The sequence below is a fragment of the Scytonema hankhaensis NUACC26 genome (assembly GCF_045865695.1).
Lineage (GTDB): Bacteria > Cyanobacteriota > Cyanobacteriia > Cyanobacteriales > Nostocaceae > Scytonema.
In genome coordinates this window covers 39,654-57,148 of record NZ_BAACAP010000243.1, presented here as the reverse complement: position 1 = coordinate 57,148, position 17,495 = coordinate 39,654, and the positions used below count along the sequence as shown (strand labels likewise).

Annotated in this window: 12 protein-coding genes and 1 CRISPR repeat array; of the genes, 11 read left to right on the top strand and 1 reads right to left on the bottom strand. The window is 39.5% G+C overall.

Going from position 1 to position 17,495, the window contains the following annotated elements:
• The first annotated feature begins 179 nt into the window (after nucleotides 1–179).
• The 8 genes from ACKTT2_RS41935 to ACKTT2_RS41900 all read left to right on the top strand — a co-directional run bounded on the left by ACKTT2_RS41935 (nucleotide 180) and on the right by ACKTT2_RS41900 (nucleotide 11,619).
• Nucleotides 180–1,208 carry a metal ABC transporter solute-binding protein, Zn/Mn family gene (locus tag ACKTT2_RS41935; RefSeq protein WP_407897715.1) on the top strand — a complete coding sequence of 343 codons (1,029 nt, stop codon included), beginning with the start codon at nucleotides 180–182 and terminating at the stop codon, nucleotides 1,206–1,208.
• 420 nt (nucleotides 1,209–1,628) lie between these two features.
• A complete protein-coding gene (locus tag ACKTT2_RS41930) occupies nucleotides 1,629–2,663 on the top strand; it encodes a hypothetical protein (RefSeq protein WP_407897713.1) in 1,035 nt (344 codons plus the stop codon).
• A 379-nt stretch (nucleotides 2,664–3,042) separates the two neighbouring features.
• A complete protein-coding gene (locus tag ACKTT2_RS41925) occupies nucleotides 3,043–4,053 on the top strand; it encodes an SDR family oxidoreductase (protein ID WP_407897711.1) in 1,011 nt (336 codons plus the stop codon).
• A gap of 201 nt (nucleotides 4,054–4,254) precedes the next feature.
• Nucleotides 4,255–5,112, top strand: a complete 858-nt coding sequence (locus tag ACKTT2_RS41920; protein WP_407897709.1) for an MBL fold metallo-hydrolase — start codon at nucleotides 4,255–4,257, stop codon at nucleotides 5,110–5,112.
• A 547-nt stretch (nucleotides 5,113–5,659) separates the two neighbouring features.
• Nucleotides 5,660–7,132, top strand: coding sequence for a C2 family cysteine protease (locus ACKTT2_RS41915; RefSeq protein WP_407897707.1), 1,473 nt, complete (start codon nucleotides 5,660–5,662; stop codon nucleotides 7,130–7,132).
• Between the two features lie 280 nt (nucleotides 7,133–7,412).
• Nucleotides 7,413–7,817: a hypothetical protein gene (locus ACKTT2_RS41910; RefSeq protein WP_407897705.1), complete on the top strand. Its 405-nt coding sequence runs from the start codon at nucleotides 7,413–7,415 to the stop codon at nucleotides 7,815–7,817.
• 134 nt (nucleotides 7,818–7,951) lie between these two features.
• A complete protein-coding gene (locus tag ACKTT2_RS41905) occupies nucleotides 7,952–10,027 on the top strand; it encodes an AAA family ATPase (RefSeq protein WP_407897703.1) in 2,076 nt (691 codons plus the stop codon).
• Nucleotides 10,028–10,116: 89 nt separating this feature from the next.
• Nucleotides 10,117–11,619 carry a TIGR03985 family CRISPR-associated protein gene (locus ACKTT2_RS41900; protein ID WP_407897701.1) on the top strand — a complete coding sequence of 501 codons (1,503 nt, stop codon included), beginning with the start codon at nucleotides 10,117–10,119 and terminating at the stop codon, nucleotides 11,617–11,619.
• 354 nt (nucleotides 11,620–11,973) lie between these two features.
• Here ACKTT2_RS41900 and ACKTT2_RS41895 read toward each other — a convergent pair whose 3' ends face one another.
• On the bottom strand, nucleotides 11,974–13,005 hold the full coding sequence (locus ACKTT2_RS41895; protein ID WP_407897699.1) for a M48 family metalloprotease: 1,032 nt from the start codon (nucleotides 13,003–13,005) through the stop codon (nucleotides 11,974–11,976).
• Nucleotides 13,006–13,323: 318 nt separating this feature from the next.
• Between ACKTT2_RS41895 and ACKTT2_RS41890 the strand changes: the two genes are divergently transcribed.
• From ACKTT2_RS41890 to cas2, 3 genes are all read left to right on the top strand, one after another.
• On the top strand, nucleotides 13,324–14,274 hold the full coding sequence (locus ACKTT2_RS41890) for a reverse transcriptase domain-containing protein (RefSeq protein WP_407897696.1): 951 nt from the start codon (nucleotides 13,324–13,326) through the stop codon (nucleotides 14,272–14,274).
• Between the two features lie 176 nt (nucleotides 14,275–14,450).
• Nucleotides 14,451–15,455 carry a CRISPR-associated endonuclease Cas1 gene (gene cas1, locus ACKTT2_RS41885; protein ID WP_407897694.1) on the top strand — a complete coding sequence of 335 codons (1,005 nt, stop codon included), beginning with the start codon at nucleotides 14,451–14,453 and terminating at the stop codon, nucleotides 15,453–15,455.
• A gap of 168 nt (nucleotides 15,456–15,623) precedes the next feature.
• Nucleotides 15,624–15,899 carry a CRISPR-associated endonuclease Cas2 gene (cas2, locus tag ACKTT2_RS41880; protein ID WP_407897692.1) on the top strand — a complete coding sequence of 92 codons (276 nt, stop codon included), beginning with the start codon at nucleotides 15,624–15,626 and terminating at the stop codon, nucleotides 15,897–15,899.
• 218 nt (nucleotides 15,900–16,117) lie between these two features.
• Nucleotides 16,118–17,238: a CRISPR direct-repeat array (repeat unit 36 nt; unit sequence CCCCACCGATTGGGTTAAATCGGAATAATTGGAAAC).
• Nucleotides 17,239–17,495 lie beyond the last annotated feature (257 nt).

Here is a 17,495-nt window from a genome sequence, read left to right as displayed (position 1 = left end):
TCGCTATAGGCTAGGGTTACTCCCTTTGGGCTCTAAAATTACCGATAAGAGCGTAGGGTGGGCACTGTCCACCCTACATGTAATGGTAATCGAATGGTACCGAAGGGAGTAGTTCTTTTTTCCCACATTTTATGAAAGTGGGAATTGCTATATTATGTGAGTGCATATAAAAAGTTGTTATGTCAAAAAAGTTACTATTAACTCAATCCTTAAGAACGTTACTTATTGCTCTAACTCTAGGATTCCTTGGGTGTAATAATCCAAGTCAAGTGACAAACATCTCTTCGGCTAACACAGCTACATCTGACGAACTTACCAACAATCTCCCTAGAGTTGTAGCAACAACAAGTATTTTGTGTGACTTAACCAAACAAATTGCACGAGAAACAGTCAATTTGACTTGCTTGATACCTCCAAATTCTAACGCTGTAGTTTATGAACCGAAACCAGAAGACGGTGATGCGATCGCACAAGCTCAACTCATTTTATACAATGGATACGATCTAGAGCCAAATCTTGTCCAACTGATTAGATCGCGTAATAATAAGGGGTTGAGAGTTGCAGTGGCTCAGCGATCTGTTTCTAAGCCAATAAAATTGAAGATAGAGAAAAAGACGATAATTAACCCTTATGTTTGGCACAATACAAAAAATGTTGTCAGTATGGTAGATGTTGTCAGTCGAAATTTAGGTAAAACGGTTCCTGAAAATGCATCGCTATATGATAACAACGCACAAAAAATCAAACAAGAACTAAAGCAGTTGAACACTTGGATTGCAGCACGGATTGAAAGTATTCCTGAAAATCACCGCAAATTGATTGCAACTCGTAATGCTATGGCTTATTATGCTAAAGCATACGAACTGAGGTATGCAGTTGTTTTAAGAGGTTCAAATCCTGATGGTATGCCAACTCCTAGGCGAACAAAAGCACTCGCTAAATACATTAAGAAAAATCAGATAGCAACAATTTTTACTGAAGCAACAAATAATAGTAATGCGATCGCAACTGTTGCCGAACAGGCAAATGTAAAGGTATCAGAAAGGCAATTGTTTGTTGATGGTTTAGGCGAACCGGGAACAGAAGCAGACACTTATCAAAAAATGATGATTGCTAATACGCGAACAATTGTAGAAGGTTTGGGAGGGACATATCTGATATTTGAACCAACTCCTACAAAGCAAGCTGAAAATATAAGTCAGGAGTAAGTCTGTTTGCGCGGAATAGAAGATATAGTAATCCTAAATTATTGATAAATAATTTTAAATCATGTAGGGTGGGCAATGCTCACCACTAAGGCTTTTGATGGGTAATGCCTACCAAACACATATTTCACACATCAAATACAATCGTTATATATAAAAAACCTACTTATCTTACTTATTATTTTTAAACAAATTAGAGTAATATATTATACCAAAATATTTTTGAGTAAACTAAGAAAAATTCATTAAAAATTTATAAATAACTTGTTTAAACGTTCATTACGTGCCTTATTCTTAATTGTGTTTGGTGACTAAGTTGCATACGTAGTTGTAATGAAGATTTTCTGAGTAATAGTAGAATCAGTTCTGTTCGTGTTGTGTAAATGACAAATTCAACAACCTTTGTAGAAGAGTGAGAAAGTTATGAATTATTCTGGCGATCGTATTTGTAAGAGCACTAGGGTGTTGTTATTTCTTGGCTTGTTCCCAGTTTTACTCGCGAGCTGTTTTTCTAGCCGTTCTCTGGCTCAGGAACAACTCACAGGTACTGATATAACCTCCCTTACCGTTAAAACAACAGCTGGTTCTGTCAACTCTGTTTCTGATGTTAAAGGTGATAGTGAATTTGAAGGTGGTACTTACAACCTAAATTTCCTGGGCTTAACTCAATCCATTATTGAGTTTTCCTTTAATGGAGGAAAAGCTACTGTAAATGACGCCATACCTGCAAAGGTATACGTTCGCCGCAAACCGTATACAGATGACAGACAGTTAGCTTGGTATTTTGGTACATTCAACTCTTCCAACAATACCTTTACATTTTTGGCTTTCGGCCCACTTTCACAAGAGCGATTGTTTTCAGAGAATAACATACTTGCAGGCTTTGATAACGTTTTTACCAACATAGGAGCCAATGTTGGCGGTACATTTTATAACGGAAACGCAAGTATTGAGCGCGTGGACTTTATTTTGCATTCTTCTGTCGAAGCTAACGACAATACGGGCTTCGTTGTCCTTGAAAGAGGAGCAGTCACAGGTCACGATGGTTTTGGAATTGCTGCAATAACAAAAGTGAGTCCTTCTGGTAAACCAATAGGCTACGGTTCTGTCTTCATAGTACCCGTAAATACTTGGGGAAAAGTTCCTTTGGTTACACCTATTCCTCAAACCTATTTCCTCAACAATATTGCTGATGGAGGGACGGGAACTGCTCAAAATCCTGCTCTAACAGTTCCTGTAGGACAAACTCTTGGAGGTGTTGTTATCAAAACAAACCAACTTGTGAGCCCAGGACAGACAATTTACGGTTACTCAATTTTCGGTCCGGATGTGACGTGTTCATCACAAGAGCTTGTTAATGTAAAGAATTCCTGTTTTCCTTCAGAGACTAAAACCGAAGGAGGTCTTGATACTCCTTCAGTTAATTTAGGAGCAGTGAAACTTCAGCAAGGACAATAATTCCACAGGTGACTGACAAAATCCCTAACCAAGCGAATGAAACAGCCTTGCTTAATCAAGGGAGTTACGATACTCTTAAAGTCCCCCTTTTTAAGGGGAATTTGGGAGGATCTAAAAAATTGGGAGGCTAAATGAGTTGTTTGAAAATGCCTTATATCAAGTCCGTCTAATTGCTCATAATAAAAACTTCTCTATGTCCCCGCGTCCCCGTGTTTCTTTGTCAGTTCTAAGATTACTACTAATTTGTATTTGCGATTACAAGTAGATTGAACATCAATCTACTTCTTCAAAAAGAGGTTTGTTAAAGTTTTAAAGGTTAGTTTGATTTATGAACAAATATAGGTTTCCTATATAAAGATTTCGTTTCAAGTTAGAAGCTATGACTATTTCACTCAAACCTCTCCGAAACCAAGTTATTGTCATTACCGGTGCCTCTAGTGGAATTGGCTTAGTAACTGCCAGAATGGCAGCACAAAAGGGTGCAAAGCTTGTTCTTGCAGCTCGTAATGAAGATGCTCTCCGTCAGCTGGTTGACGAAATTCGCAGCAAAGGCGGTCAGGCGATCTATGTCGTTGCTGATGTAGGGAAAGAAGAAGACGTTAATCGCATAGCCGAAAAAGCGATCGCTGAGTTCTCTGGTTTCGACACCTGGGTTAACAATGCGGGTGTATCTATTTTTGGTCTCTGTACAGAGGTTTCAATTCCAGATATGAAGCGTATGTTCGATACCAACTTTTGGGGAACCGTTTATGGCTCGCGTGCTGCTGTCAAACACTTTAAGGAGCGCGGGAGGAGCGGGGCGCTGATAAACATCGGTAGCTTTTTTGGCGATCGAGCAACACCAGTTCAATCTACCTATTCAGCTTCAAAACATGCACTTCATGGCTGGACAGATGCCCTTCGGATGGAGTTGGAAGCTCAAAAGGCTCCTATCTCAGTGACGTTAATTCATCCCGGACGAATCGATACTCCATATAACGAGCATGCCCGCAGTTATATGCCTAAACAACCAGCCCATCGCGGTATGATTTACCCACCAGAAGCAGTGGCTGAAGCGATTTTGTATTCAGCAGAGCATCCGAAGCGGGATATGTACGTTGGTTTCCAAGCTAAGTTCTTCGCCATACTAGGTGGCATATCTCCACGTCTGATGGACAAGCTAATGGAGATATGGATGTTTCCTTCCCAACAGTCCGATCGCCCCTCGCGAGACAGAGAGGATAACGCACTTTATCGGGCTGGGTATGGTATGCACGAAAGAGGAACACATCAAGGATGGATTAGATCGGGCAGCATATACGTGAAAGCTTCAAAACATCCAGTTTTCACAACCATAGCTGTCGTTGGTTTGGGTGTGGCTATTTGGTTTCTTGCAACATCCGTTGTTTAGGAACTTCCAGGAAATAAATTATCCATATCGGGGGATGGACGCCTTCGCCCATCCTATGTTAGAAGCAGTCGAGGAGACCAGCACTACAAAAAACTAGATCCACTGTGGGGTTAGATCCGGAGCGTTTTTCTCACCCCTAAGTATGGTGATTCTCCACGCTTTTTCGTTTTTAAGAGAGATTATACGAGCGTGGAGTTATTTATGCGTATTCATCATCTTAATTGCGGTTGTATGTGTCCGATTGGCGGGGCGCTCTTTGATGGTTTTAGTCGCGGGCTAACCGCTAGCCTCGTATGTCACTGCTTGCTTGTCGAAACAGATCGGGGGCTTGTTCTCATAGATACAGGCTTTGGTCAGCGCGATATTAAAGCACCATTATCAAGGCTCAGCCCGTTCTTCATGAATTTGAATCGCATTCAGTTTGAAGAGAAGTATACGGCGATCGCAGCTATTAAGCAGTTAGGCTTTCACCCCCGTGATGTTCGCCACATAGTGCTGACACACCTTGATTTCGACCATGCGGGCGGGTTAGAAGATTTTCCAGAAGCTACTGTGCATGTGATGCTTCCTGAGATTGAAGCAGCGCGGGAACGGCGAGGCTTTATTTCATCGCAACGCTATCGTCCCGGTCAATGGGACGAAGTAAAACAATGGAAGTATTATTCAGCAAAAGGCGAACCTTGGTTTGGTTTTGAAGCAGTACGCGACCTTGATGGACTACCACCAGAAATTCTTCTCATCCCCCTTGCTGGTCACACACGCGGTCATGCTGGTATTGCCATCAAAACATCCGAAGGTTGGCTTTTACACGCAGGCGATGCCTACTTTTATCGACATGAAATGAGAAGCCCTAATCCACAATGCACGCCCGGTATGCGTGCTTATCAATGGTTGATGGAAGTAGACCGTGAGGCTCGCCTTTACAATCAAAAACGATTGCGAGCATTATCTCTCGATCGCGGTAGTGATGTGCGACTCTTTTGCAGTCATGATGCTATTGAGTTTAAAGCTTTTACTGACCAAAATAATTCGCAATTGCAGGAAGACTATTCGCGCTGAATCATATTCTTGTGGTACGGGATCTTGTGGTACGGGCGAGGACGCCCGTACTGAAAATAGCTGAAAATTTGGAATTTGTGATTTCAGATTTTCCTGAGTTGCTCCAATCTCTGACAGTTTCTACTCTTACTCATGCAGAGTTTTGCGACTTCTCCAATAGCTAAATACTTTTTCAGTTTCTATAGATTTTACTGTGCTTTCTATAGAATTATATAGCTTTCTAAATATTTTTGGTTAACTGATTAGCACACTCATTAGATTTTTTTGTAAGACCTTCAGAAGTATTTGAGGGTTTTAATGCTTAGCCACAAAAATTTCTCATTCGCGTAAAATGGGTAACGCGATCGCATTGGAGCCTGTAGTCTAGTTGTTGTCAGGATAAATTCTCTCAGAAGCATTTACAGCCTTTTTAAATAACGCAGTGGTAGGGGCGCTAGTCATCGCACCCTTACAAACAGTGTAGTTTACGGTGAAAAATGCTGTCAAAAAGTGTTTCTGCTACTACTTCCAACATTTTAAACAACTAGCAATACAGGAGCATCTGTGTATGTTTGAGCTTGATAGTACAGATCGCATGCTAAATCAAGGTTTAGGTCTGACAGCTAGCACGCAAAGCTATAAAGATTTAGTTGGGCTGTCAGACCCTAACAATTTAAACAGCCTAAGTTTTGGCGGTCGTAGCAGTTCTAATTTAATGCTTAATAGTTTTTCAATAGATGAGTATACACCATTGATTGAAGGCTCCGATCCTTATGTTCTAGTTAACAGAGGTGAAGATATAACAGGCTTTAATTTTAATAATGTAGAGGCTGGATATACTCAAATGACTTGGGAAACTTCATTGTTTCAACCTGTTGATTGGTTTGGTGTGACAGGTTATTCGGCTGAATCTAGTAATGAGTTTGGTAATGGTAATAGCTCTACTCCAACCACTGATTGGTTTAGTCAAAATTTGAGCGACTCACAATTAATAACAAAAGCAAGAGCGCTAGCTGCTGATAGTCTGTTCAATCGTAACGATATGATAGCGATTTTCCGCGATGCTAAAGATGGTAATGTCATTGATGCTCATGAATTAAAAGACTTACGCACGCTTGTCAGCAATGCTAATCGCTTTAATATGCCAGACTATGTTCGTGTCTTGTCTAATAAGATTGTTAATGGTAATGCTGCTAACCTAAAATATCAAGGTCAAAATCTAGGGAATTTGTCTGCTGGTAGCACTAGCGACCAAATGGAAAAGCTCATTGGTAAGTGGTTTTTGGGTAGCGATCGCCCGACAATCCCTGTAAATTACACTTATCGACAAGCTAGTGGCTCTTTATTCCAAAATGGTGTGAGTTATCAGGATGTTAACCAAGGCGCACTTGGGGACTGCTACTTTATGGCTGGTTTAGCTGAAGTGGCTTTACATTCACCCAGTAAAATTCAGAGTATGTTTACAGACAATGGTGACAGTACATATACGGTGCGTTTTTATAATAATGGAGTTGCTGATTATGTAACGGTAGACAAGTATTTACCAATAACTTCATCAGGGACTTTTGCTTATGCTCAACAAGCTAAGTCTAATGGAGGTTACTACAATGATTCGTCCAATGAATTGTGGGTGGCTCTAGCAGAAAAAGCCTATGCTCAAGTCAACGAGTCTGGATGGATAGGTCAAGATAATACCAATTCCTATCTAGGTATTGAATCTGGCTTTGATAACAAAGTTATAACTCACATTACAGGACGTAATGCAAGTTCCAGTTCTTTAGATTTCAACTCTATGGTCAACGCTTATAAGGCTGGTAACCTTATGGGTGTAAGTTCTTATAATTCTGGAGTTGCATCTAATATTGCTCCCAATCATGTGTATGTTGTCACAAACTACGACTCTTCTACTCAGCAATTCACTCTCTATAACCCTTGGGGATTAGATGGAGGAGATTATGAAAACAAATTCAAGCCCGGTACTGTAAAACTTTCTTTCAATGAATTAAAAGCAAGTTTTGCTAGTTGGAGTTATACAACTTAAGTAGGGAGTAGGGAGTAGGGGAAGAGAGGTTTTCCCATGATTAGCTGTCGGGGCTAATCACCCCTCAAACAATTTCTTTGAAAGGTTAAAAGAGGGAAGCGTTCGCGAAGCGCAAGCCGTACCCGGCTTATCGCAACTCGCACAAAGACACAAAAATGAGGTATTTAATCAGATGAAAATATCTGTTTTCAAGCTATCATGTGTGCTTGCAATTGCATATTTTTGCAAGCCTTTTGTAAATTTACTTCACACATCTCCCATATATAATTCATCCTTAGTTATGGCTGCTGAAAAAACTAAACAATCTCAAAGCGTACAAATTACACGAGTGACTCTATTGGCTAGGGAAGAAAAAACACTACCAATTGGACAACCACCAACTCCCAACAGAGACATTGGATTTGCTTCTGTTTTTCTCCGTTTAGAAAATCCTCTAGAAGCCAATTATCAAGTTACCATTCAAAACATTAAAATTATCAATGTGAGTAATGGGCGATCGCAACACTTCAGTTATTCTCCACAAAAAATTACAATGCGTCCGTTAGAAAATTCCGAGCAAGCATTCCATTTAACAAATAAAACAGGATATGTGGGTACAGATAAAGTCAAAGCAGTTGTGACTTATCAAATTGGGGAGCGAGTCAATGCTATGACTTCTGCTCCTGTAGAAGTAGAGCGAAATTGACCTTCTGACTATAAAATAACACTAAATGTAACTGTTTCTTGTGGATGAGTGATTTGTCATTCGCACGAACACTCTAGACTAAACTCTCCTGCACCTCTACGATAAACTCATCCTCAAATTTTACAATTCTAATTATGCACCTCTGTCACTTCCTCATTGGTGTTCCTGGGAGCGGTAAATCAACCTTGGCGCTTGAACTCGCAAATAATGGTCATTACATTATTGTCTCCACTGACGAAATTCGTGCTCAACTCTATGGTGATGCTACCATACAGGGCGTGTGGAGTGAAGTTGAAACAGAGGCGATCGCACAAATCTCCGCAGCCCTACAATCTCAAAAGGGTGTCATTTATGATGCAACGAACTGCAAACGTAGCTTTCGGATGGATTTCTTGCAAAAGGTTTCAACGATCGAGCCTCTACAAAATCCTACTTGGGTAGCGTGGTACTTAGATACACCTATAAATATATGCATGGAGCGGAATCAAAAGCGCGATCGCGTTGTCCCCCAGGAGATAATTGAAAGTATGTCCAAATCTCTGCATAACTTTCCTCCTCTGGCTGCTGAAGGTTTTGCAGTTGTTGAGAAAATTGATATGACAGCATTTCAACCTAAGACTCAAACTTTTCAAAAACATCTTCAACAGCGCCTCCAACTGCAACGCCGCATTATTAACCACAAGAACCGAACGCAACACGCCAACATCGTTTTCCATCGTTACAGCAAGTTACTTGATTTTGACCGCTTAATACATCTTATTTCCCTGATTATTGAGTATCCCGGTATTGGTAACTTGCATGCAACCAATTCCAGTTTGCTAGAGTCTATTTTTGGTTGCGTACCAGATTTTAATAGTGATATTGCTGAAATAGCAGCTATTATGGCAAAAAAGCGCGGTCAAATCTATGCTTGTGAAGATGCGATCGCAGCCGATTTACAGTGGCTCGGAAAGAATGGAGTCATTACCTACAATGAACAGTTAACAGTAGAAAGTCCTGCTGACGACTCACCCATAACATCTACTCATCCATACTCCGATCTCGAACCCTTCAAGCGGTTGATGGGAATTATTCAATTTATACTCCACAATCCTTTCCTTCCCGATACCAGTGGTGGAAGTTTATCAACCTTAGCAAACGCACTCGTGCAAGCCGGAGTTATTTACGGAGATGGTTTGGCAACTCTCCGCAAAGATATTGAGAAAATTCTTAAACCCTATAAGATATTACCTGATTTTCCTATGCGAAATGGTTATTTTTCTGGTACGGGAATTCTTTCCAAACAAGAATTAATTAAGGTTTTTGAAATGCTCCAGTCACAAGCTAAGAGTCTTGATGACCCAATATTATTAGATTTTTATGAAGAGTTTAGGCAACGAATGATACAGACTAAACTGCTGAATGCTAGCGAAAATCTGTATCCAGTTCGGTCTATTGCTCACCATTCTATTATTAACAACCAGTATTTACACAGCGATGCATTGGCAAATAAGCAATTGCAGTCACAATTAGAAGAAGCGATCGCGAGCGGTCAATTGCTCGAATTAAATCGCTTCACTGATGGCGGTCGCTATGCAGGAGATGAAAAAAGTTTTTTCTTAGTCTATCCCTTGCAAATTGTTTTTCATAACCTGGCTTGGTACTTGGGTTATGAGTGCGTTGGTGGGAAAGAACCTGGATTGCTCAGATTTGAGAGGTTGGATCGTCTGTTTTTAGGTCGAACGCAGAACCAAGTGCGATCGCGACCTGAACAAGAAAAATCTTTACAGCGATTGCAAACTTTGTTAAAAGCCGGTGCGGGATTATTTTTAGGTTACAGTGTTGCTGACCAACGCCAGTTTCTCAACCAAGATAAAAAGAAGCGTTCCCAAGTTTGCGTGACAGTAGAACTTTGGTTCAATGACGCAGTATACAAATTTATCATGGAAGGAACAAAGCGGTTTGCACGGATAAAAATGTACTGTCCGGAGTCCAGTATGAAACAAAAACTTCCCCCATCAATATTTTGTTTTAAAGATAAAACAGGAGATAAACTATTTCCCAATCGTTTTCAGGTCATACTACCAAAGTGGTCTTTGAATGATTTTGATTTATGGCGATGGATTGTAGGTTTTGGTGGAAACGTAAAAGTTATAGAACCACCGGAGTTAGTCAATAAAGTGAAAGAAATTGGTACGGGAATTGTGAAAGCTTATGATTGTACTTTTTGAGCGTTAGTTGATTATGATTTACAAGGTTTCAGCGATTTGATTGTTTGAGTAGATAGATGCGATCGCATACATAATATCAGGACTCTACAATGCCTAAATTCCAATTGTTTCCTCACTTCTTCATTCTTCAACGATTAGTAGATGGTTCTCTCAACCAATGTCAAAACTTAATTACAGCAATGCGACGATGGGTTTTAATCAATTGGTTTTATGGAGAAGAAAGTCATGATTTTGACTGCGAGCGAAGGAGTGGATTGACATTTAATCAATGGAGTCAAATTTTTTTTAACCAAGACTTATTAAAATTACAACCATCATTTCAATCGGGACACCCACTAGGGAATTTACTAGAGAAAAATGACGAAATCTTAAGACCTCATCATCTACTCTGTCCTTGTTATAAAACAACTGTAGATTGGTTGCGGTTTTACAATTTTAGCGTAGATGATTGGTTAGAAAATTTACAGCAAAATATTTATATATCTGAAGTAACGATTACTAAAGTTATTCGCGATCGCTTATTTGTCAAAGTTCGGAAAACACTACAGGCGGACATGAATTTCCTGATAGCCAAACAGTGTCTTAAATGCGAAACTTCGTTATTTCATAAACATAATATTATCTATAGAGTTAAAAAATTACCTGAATGGATATCAACAAAGGTATCAAACAAGAGACAAGTATCGAGTACCATTATTCCAGAATTAAATGCTAGCGAACTCGCCGATTTAGCTCAAGCATTAGATATGCTGACTTTTCTCGACCCTAAACTAGCACCTATCGCTGATAAAATTTCTACAGAAGTTTATGGAACTCGACGGGTATTTTTACATATTGATTATATTTTACCAGAAGATTTTCAAATTCATGTTGATAATTTACAAGAGCAACTACAAGAGAATTGGCACGAGCAGGAGATTAAACCAATATTCTTTAACTATGCAAGCGCTCGTTTAGGTGCTAAAAAATGTTTGGTGTATCCGGTATGTATTTATTACGTACAAAGAGCAAAATATCTTTGTGCTTATGGGGTAAATCCTCGTGGAGATGTGAATTGGTATAATTATCGTTTAGAAAGAATTCAATCATTATTTTTTGTTGACTGGACGGACAGAATAATTCCTCCAGAATTATTAGAGAAATATTTAACAAATAAACTTCCTCAACCAGAAGACGTTGAAGTAGAAATGACAAAGACTTGGGGATTCGATGTCAATAACGTTTCTCGCTTAATGCTCCTGCGATTTAATGCTGATTATCACCGACGTTATATCCAAAATACCGTTCGCCACGACACATTTACCAGAATAAAATCGCTAGACAAGGTTGCAGAAGTTATTCGCAAGTATGCAAATAGCGATGGAGAAGCAAAATTATTACATGGAATCTTGAATAAATACCCCAAGGATGCATATTACACCGTCATGTATCGCGATCGCGATTATAACGTAATGATGCGTTTACTGGCTTGGGGTGCAAATGTCGAGGTTTTATTACCGATGGAATTACGGGAACAAATCGCTCAGAATATTCGCGAGACACATAAGTTTTATCATGATGAGGAAAGTCGAGCAAGCTGCACATTGAAATAAACATAAACTCATCTTCTCACCACGGGTAGAGCAACAAACAAACCTGGCAGTCTCTACGCTAACGGTTCTGCGCGAGCACGTGACGAAGGCGATCGCTCAAGGGGGAAACTATACCGATGATGACATCGCCGCAATTCTGGCCGCAGATGTATAACGATAGAATCCTATGTATGAATTACGTTATCTAGAACATTATTTTTACTTGCTTTCGTCTCGTTCCAGTTTTTGATTCGGGATTTCCAAGAAATAAATTATCCAATCTTGTGGGATGGGCGTCCTCGCCCGTCCTATACAGGTGGCGGGCTAGAAGCCCGCACCACAAGAAATTTTGGGAGATTTTTGATTAGCAATTTTTTACTTAATATAAATTCCTCGTCTCAAAGCTTCAATGCGTTTGTGAATTGGTGGATGGGTGTGTTTGAGCCAGTGAAAAGTACCCGTTTCTTCTTTGATTGGGACTCGCACCCATAGAGTTGACATTTGTTCTCGGTCTTTTTTCGGTGGTTGAAACGGAAGTCTATCGAGGGTTGCTAAGGCTGATACCATTGCATCAACACTCGTCAGTCTTGCTGCAACCGCATCAGCATGATACTCCCTCCACCGACTATGCCAAAAAGTCAATAGTGTTACCAAAAATTGGGTCATTGATGGTAATAGCATCAATACAATCCAAATGATAACACCTGTGAAAAACCCCATCGCTTCTTGCCAACTTCCGAACAAGCCATAAATTAAACCCGCACCTAACATTAGCAACGCTACAAATCTTCCTAAGTACCACACCACGAGCAGCATCGGTGTAAATAGTATCATCATGACTCCACTCCAAGCTGCTGAAAGTAAGGTTTTTGCCATGGTATCTAAGTTAGCAATATGACCGATTTCATGAGCCATAACTGCTGCAATCTGTTCTCGTTTTAAGTGCTTCATTAAACCCGTCGTTGCAACCACCATTGAGTAGGAACGGGTTGCACCTACTGCGTAAGCATTGGGGTTCTCATCGCACAATTCAATTCCGACTACAGGAGGCTTAGGTATTTTTTCGGCGATCGCAATATCTCGAATTGTGGTACATAACCATTGTTCCTCGTTTGAATAGAGTCCCTTCTCATCGAGTAAAAATGGATTAATCACCCGTATGTTTCTTTGATTGATGTACGTTGGGACTGCGGAAAAATATCTGTAAGTTGTGGTTACAACCCAGTAAAGACTTGGTAAACCAATACAGATTAGGAAAAACAAACCAAGGACAAAACAGAATGCACCTTGTTGAAAAAGGAGGACTCCGTAATAACTCGCATAGAAGCCATAAATGAAAACACTGAAACAAAATATAGTCATAATTGCAATGACTGCTAAATTCCCACGAGCATTTTTAAATTTCATGGCTTGACTCCATTGGGATAAATGACTAGTCTTGAAAATTCAAGATGCTGTAATTTACCATCCCAATGGAAACTCGCGTTTCCGAGATTGCCTTTGCGAATGAATTCGCGGCTATACAAGCAAAACCCACCTACGTGGGTTTCACCTTGATTCTTGGATTAGTTTGTGTAGGCAAACTTCGTTTGTGTAGTTGCGAATTCTATTCGCCCAAAACTTTTAAAACATCCTTTAAAAAACCTTGTTATTTGGAAACTCGCCTTTCCAAGCACAAACTAAACTAAAGCCTGGTTCGTCAAATCCAAAATCGAATTTGTTCCAATGGAAAGAATCATCAGCGAGTTTCTCGCTTTGCACAATTTTCAACGTGCTTGGGAAAAGGTAGCCGAAAAACGCGGGTGTGCGGGTATGGATGGGGAAACTATCGACGGTTTCGCTCGCAACCAAGCAATGAATATTTATCAATTACGCGATGCTGTCGCTAATGGTGGTTACGAACCACAACCTTGCAAACAAGTTATCATACCTAAAAGAAACGGAAACTTGCGAGAATTAAAAATACCAACTGTTCGCGATCGCATTGTTCAGCAAGCGTTATTAAATGTGCTTGCTCCAATTACGGAGGCAAAGTTTTCTCCTGTGAGTTTTGCCTATCGTCCTAATTTATCTTATCTCAATGCAGTTGAAAAAGTTGCCGATTTGCGGGATGATGGTTATAGTTGGGTATTTGATGCTGATATTACCAAGTTTTTTGATAACATAGAGCATTCTAGGTTATTACAACAAGTTCGGTTGTATCTCGACCATCCTGGGATTTTATGTTTGATAAAATCGTGGATATCAGTTGGTGTTTTAACTAATGAAGGTTTAGTTTTACCCCAAAAAGGGATTCCTCAAGGTGCGGTGATTTCACCTTTATTAGCGAATATTTATTTACATGAATTTGACGAAGCGATCGCTGCAAGTCAATTACAACTCGTGCGCTATGCTGATGATTTTCTCGTTTTAGCTCGTACTCAAACAGAGATTTTACAAGCCCAAATAGAAGTTATTAATTTATTAGATTCCATGGGCTTGACGCTTAATGCAGAGAAAACTCAAATTACCACTTTTGAACGAGGTTTTTGTTTTCTCGGTCATGGGTTTTTAGATAATGCTATTTTTCCAGTAGACACAAATCGACCAAAATTAAAATCCGAAGCCGAACAACCGTCACGGCAAAATAAACGTAAAAAAAAACTGCCACTATCCTATCACCAGAACAACAGATAATAGAAATAGAAACAGAGCTAGAAACAGAAGAGTTTTTAGAACAACAGTTTCCAGAACAGCAACGCAATGTTGCATTTCTACATCAACCCTTTCTATCAGAGACAGACACCGAAGTAGTTTTAGAAGATAACAGCGATCGATACAGTCCTCTACAAAAGAACATTTGGAATCGGGAAATGGCTGCAATTTATTTGATTGAACAAGGAACGAGTATTTATAAAGACTATCAACGTTTTGTTATTCATGTCAGCGAAAAGCCAAAACTCGAAATCCCAATTAGAGAAGTCGAGCAAATTATGATTTTTGGCAATATTCAACTCTCCACTCCTGTGATTAACGCCTGCTTACAAGAAAAAATAGCCGTATTATTTCTAAATCAATCGGGTCAATATCACGGACATTTAGCAAGTGAAGAGTCAACAAACCTTGATAATCATTTAGTACAAATGGAAAGACGGAACAATAACGAATTTCAATTTTATGTATCAAAAGCAATTGTTTACGGAAAATTAATCAATTCTAAGCAGCTATTAATGCGATTTAACCGCAGACGGAAAATTGCAGCAGTTGAAAAGGCAATATATGGTATTAGTCAAGATATTGATTCTCTAAATCTAGTTGATGATTTAGATTCTCTACGCGGTTATGAAGGGATTACAGCCGCTCGATATTTTCCAGCATTTGGTGAGTTAATTACTAACCCCCATTTTGAGTTTTCTATTCGCAATCGTCAACCGCCTACCGATCCGATAAATTCTTTATTAAGTTTTGGGTATACTCTTTTGTTTAATAATGTCTTGAGTTTTATTATTGCCGAAGGGCTTTCTCCTTATATTGGTAATTTTCACTATGGAGAAAGGCAAAAGCCTTATTTAGCTTTTGACCTTATGGAGGAATTTAGGTCTGTTATTGTCGATAGTTTAGTTTTAAAAATTGTCAATAACGTTGTGTTTAAAACTCAAGACTTTGATATATTGTCGAGTACGGGAGGAGTGTATTTAAATCAATCTTCTAGGCGAATTTTTCTAAAACAGTTTGAAGCCCGTATGAATGAGGAAACATCTCATCCAGATTTGCAATCTCAAGTTACCTATCGTCATGCGATTCAATTACAAGTCAGACGTTATAAGCGTCATTTACTATCAGAAATTCCCTACGAAGCATTTTTAAGACCTGCTTAATTATTTTACACAGAAGGAATAAACCCGACTTTTCTCAAAGTTGGGGTTATTGTCTACAAGCACAGGCTAAACTAGCATATTTTGTCAATAATTTTGAATGGCAATCGATTATGGATTTTTAGTAAAATAACTTATACTTTCATTAATTTATACTTTCTAAGTATCTCAATGCTAGTCGTTGTTGTTTATGATATTCCTAATGATAAGAGGCGAACTAAGTTATCCAATTTTCTAGAGGGATATGGGCGAAGAGTTCAGTTTTCCGTATTTGAATGTTTTTTAAGTTTGGAGGAAATGCGACAACTTTATGAAAAGGTGAAAAAATTAGTGAAACCAGTGGAAGATGATGTCCGATTTTATTGGATATCTCAAGAAGCTGTTGAGAGAGTGTTAACCATTGGAGGTGAATCACCTCAACCACCGCCAAACTATTACGTCATCTAGGTTTGAGGCGAATTGAAGAGGAAGTTTTACTAGTTCATCTACACACCTCGGCAAATCGCTGAAACCCTATATTTTTCGTTGAGGTGTGTCGATTGCTTGCTGTGTAAGGGTTTGAAGTATGTGTTTTCCTAAATTTTCGACAGGATTTACAATGTTTTTTAGAGGTGTGTCGATTTGCAGTCTGAAATCCTTACTGGGTAAGGGCTGCTAGACGAACTCCCCACCGATTGGGTTAAATCGGAATAATTGGAAACTTTTCAGGTTTGAAAAGGGGCGTCAGGAAAAACTAAGACCCCACCGATTGGGTTAAATCGGAATAATTGGAAACACAAGAAGTAATTTTTGTTTCGGTTACTAAGAGCGACCCCACCGATTGGGTTAAATCGGAATAATTGGAAACATTTTCAAGAGTTTTAAAGCCGTATCCACCAACACCCCACCGATTGGGTTAAATCGGAATAATTGGAAACTATTTTTGTGAAAAGTTATTGAAAAGGGAGTATGCGTTCCCCACCGATTGGGTTAAATCGGAATAATTGGAAACGTTACGGTTACCTCCTAAGTAATCAAGTTTAGAACTATCCCCACCGATTGGGTTAAATCGGAATAATTGGAAACCTACCGTATTCCCTGGGAAAGGAGTTACGGTTACCCCCCACCGATTGGGTTAAATCGGAATAATTGGAAACTTTTATATTAAAGGGGCCCCCCACAAAGTAAGTTTTACTACCCCACCGATTGGGTTAAATCGGAATAATTGGAAACATTAAAAAGATTGCTTTCGGGCCGGGTTGGGATAGCCCCCCACCGATTGGGTTAAATCGGAATAATTGGAAACGAAATCGTCGAGTACTTCGTGTCGGAAAATTGTTCCCCCCACCGATTGGGTTAAATCGGAATAATTGGAAACGAAAGGGATAGATTAGGTCCGGATGGATGTAGTACGCCCCACCGATTGGGTTAAATCGGAATAATTGGAAACTACAGTTTCCAGCTCTAATAACGTTTGCAACAGCATTACCCACCGATTGGGTTAAATCGGAATAATTGGAAACCACCGGATGTTTGATTACAGTTTCCAGCTCTAATAACGTCCCCACCGATTGGGTTAAATCGGAATAATTGGAAACTTGGGTTGGGTTGGATGTGCCTTGATTATATCCCCCCACCGATTGGGTTAAATCGGAATAATTGGAAACTTCTGATTGCTGTGAATCAAGTCCTAGTCTTATCCCCACCGATTGGGTTAATTCGGAATAATTGGAAACAGGAGGATGTCGAACGGAGGATTCCCAAGAATCACCCCCACCGATTGGGTTAATTCGGAATAAATTGGAAAGGGTTTTCCTTAGTTCTTCAACGGTTTTATTTCTGCTGTTTTTTTCATGGCTTGCAGCATTCTAACAGTTTGTTATAGTCTTGATAACTAATTAAACCGATAGTCTCTAGTTAACGCTAAAGGCTATCTTTCTCAAGAACTGCATTTTTCGTCATTCGCATCATGCACTGCTGCCATTCCAATTGCTTCTGCAATACTTGAGATAACGAGCGATAGGCTGAACATTAACAAGTAGAAGGAAAACCAGTTCTTTTTAC

Coding starts and splice junctions, on each gene's coding strand:
- ACKTT2_RS41895 (WP_407897699.1), bottom strand. CDS start 13,005: ATGAAATTTAAAAATGCTCGTGGGAATTTAGCAGTCATTGCAATTATG.
- ACKTT2_RS41930 (WP_407897713.1), top strand. CDS start 1,629: ATGAATTATTCTGGCGATCGTATTTGTAAGAGCACTAGGGTGTTGTTA.
- ACKTT2_RS41925 (WP_407897711.1), top strand. CDS start 3,043: ATGACTATTTCACTCAAACCTCTCCGAAACCAAGTTATTGTCATTACC.
- ACKTT2_RS41890 (WP_407897696.1), top strand. CDS start 13,324: ATGGAAAGAATCATCAGCGAGTTTCTCGCTTTGCACAATTTTCAACGT.
- ACKTT2_RS41915 (WP_407897707.1), top strand. CDS start 5,660: ATGTTTGAGCTTGATAGTACAGATCGCATGCTAAATCAAGGTTTAGGT.
- ACKTT2_RS41910 (WP_407897705.1), top strand. CDS start 7,413: ATGGCTGCTGAAAAAACTAAACAATCTCAAAGCGTACAAATTACACGA.
- cas1 (WP_407897694.1), top strand. CDS start 14,451: ATGGCTGCAATTTATTTGATTGAACAAGGAACGAGTATTTATAAAGAC.
- cas2 (WP_407897692.1), top strand. CDS start 15,624: ATGCTAGTCGTTGTTGTTTATGATATTCCTAATGATAAGAGGCGAACT.
- ACKTT2_RS41905 (WP_407897703.1), top strand. CDS start 7,952: ATGCACCTCTGTCACTTCCTCATTGGTGTTCCTGGGAGCGGTAAATCA.
- ACKTT2_RS41900 (WP_407897701.1), top strand. CDS start 10,117: ATGCCTAAATTCCAATTGTTTCCTCACTTCTTCATTCTTCAACGATTA.
- ACKTT2_RS41920 (WP_407897709.1), top strand. CDS start 4,255: ATGCGTATTCATCATCTTAATTGCGGTTGTATGTGTCCGATTGGCGGG.
- ACKTT2_RS41935 (WP_407897715.1), top strand. CDS start 180: ATGTCAAAAAAGTTACTATTAACTCAATCCTTAAGAACGTTACTTATT.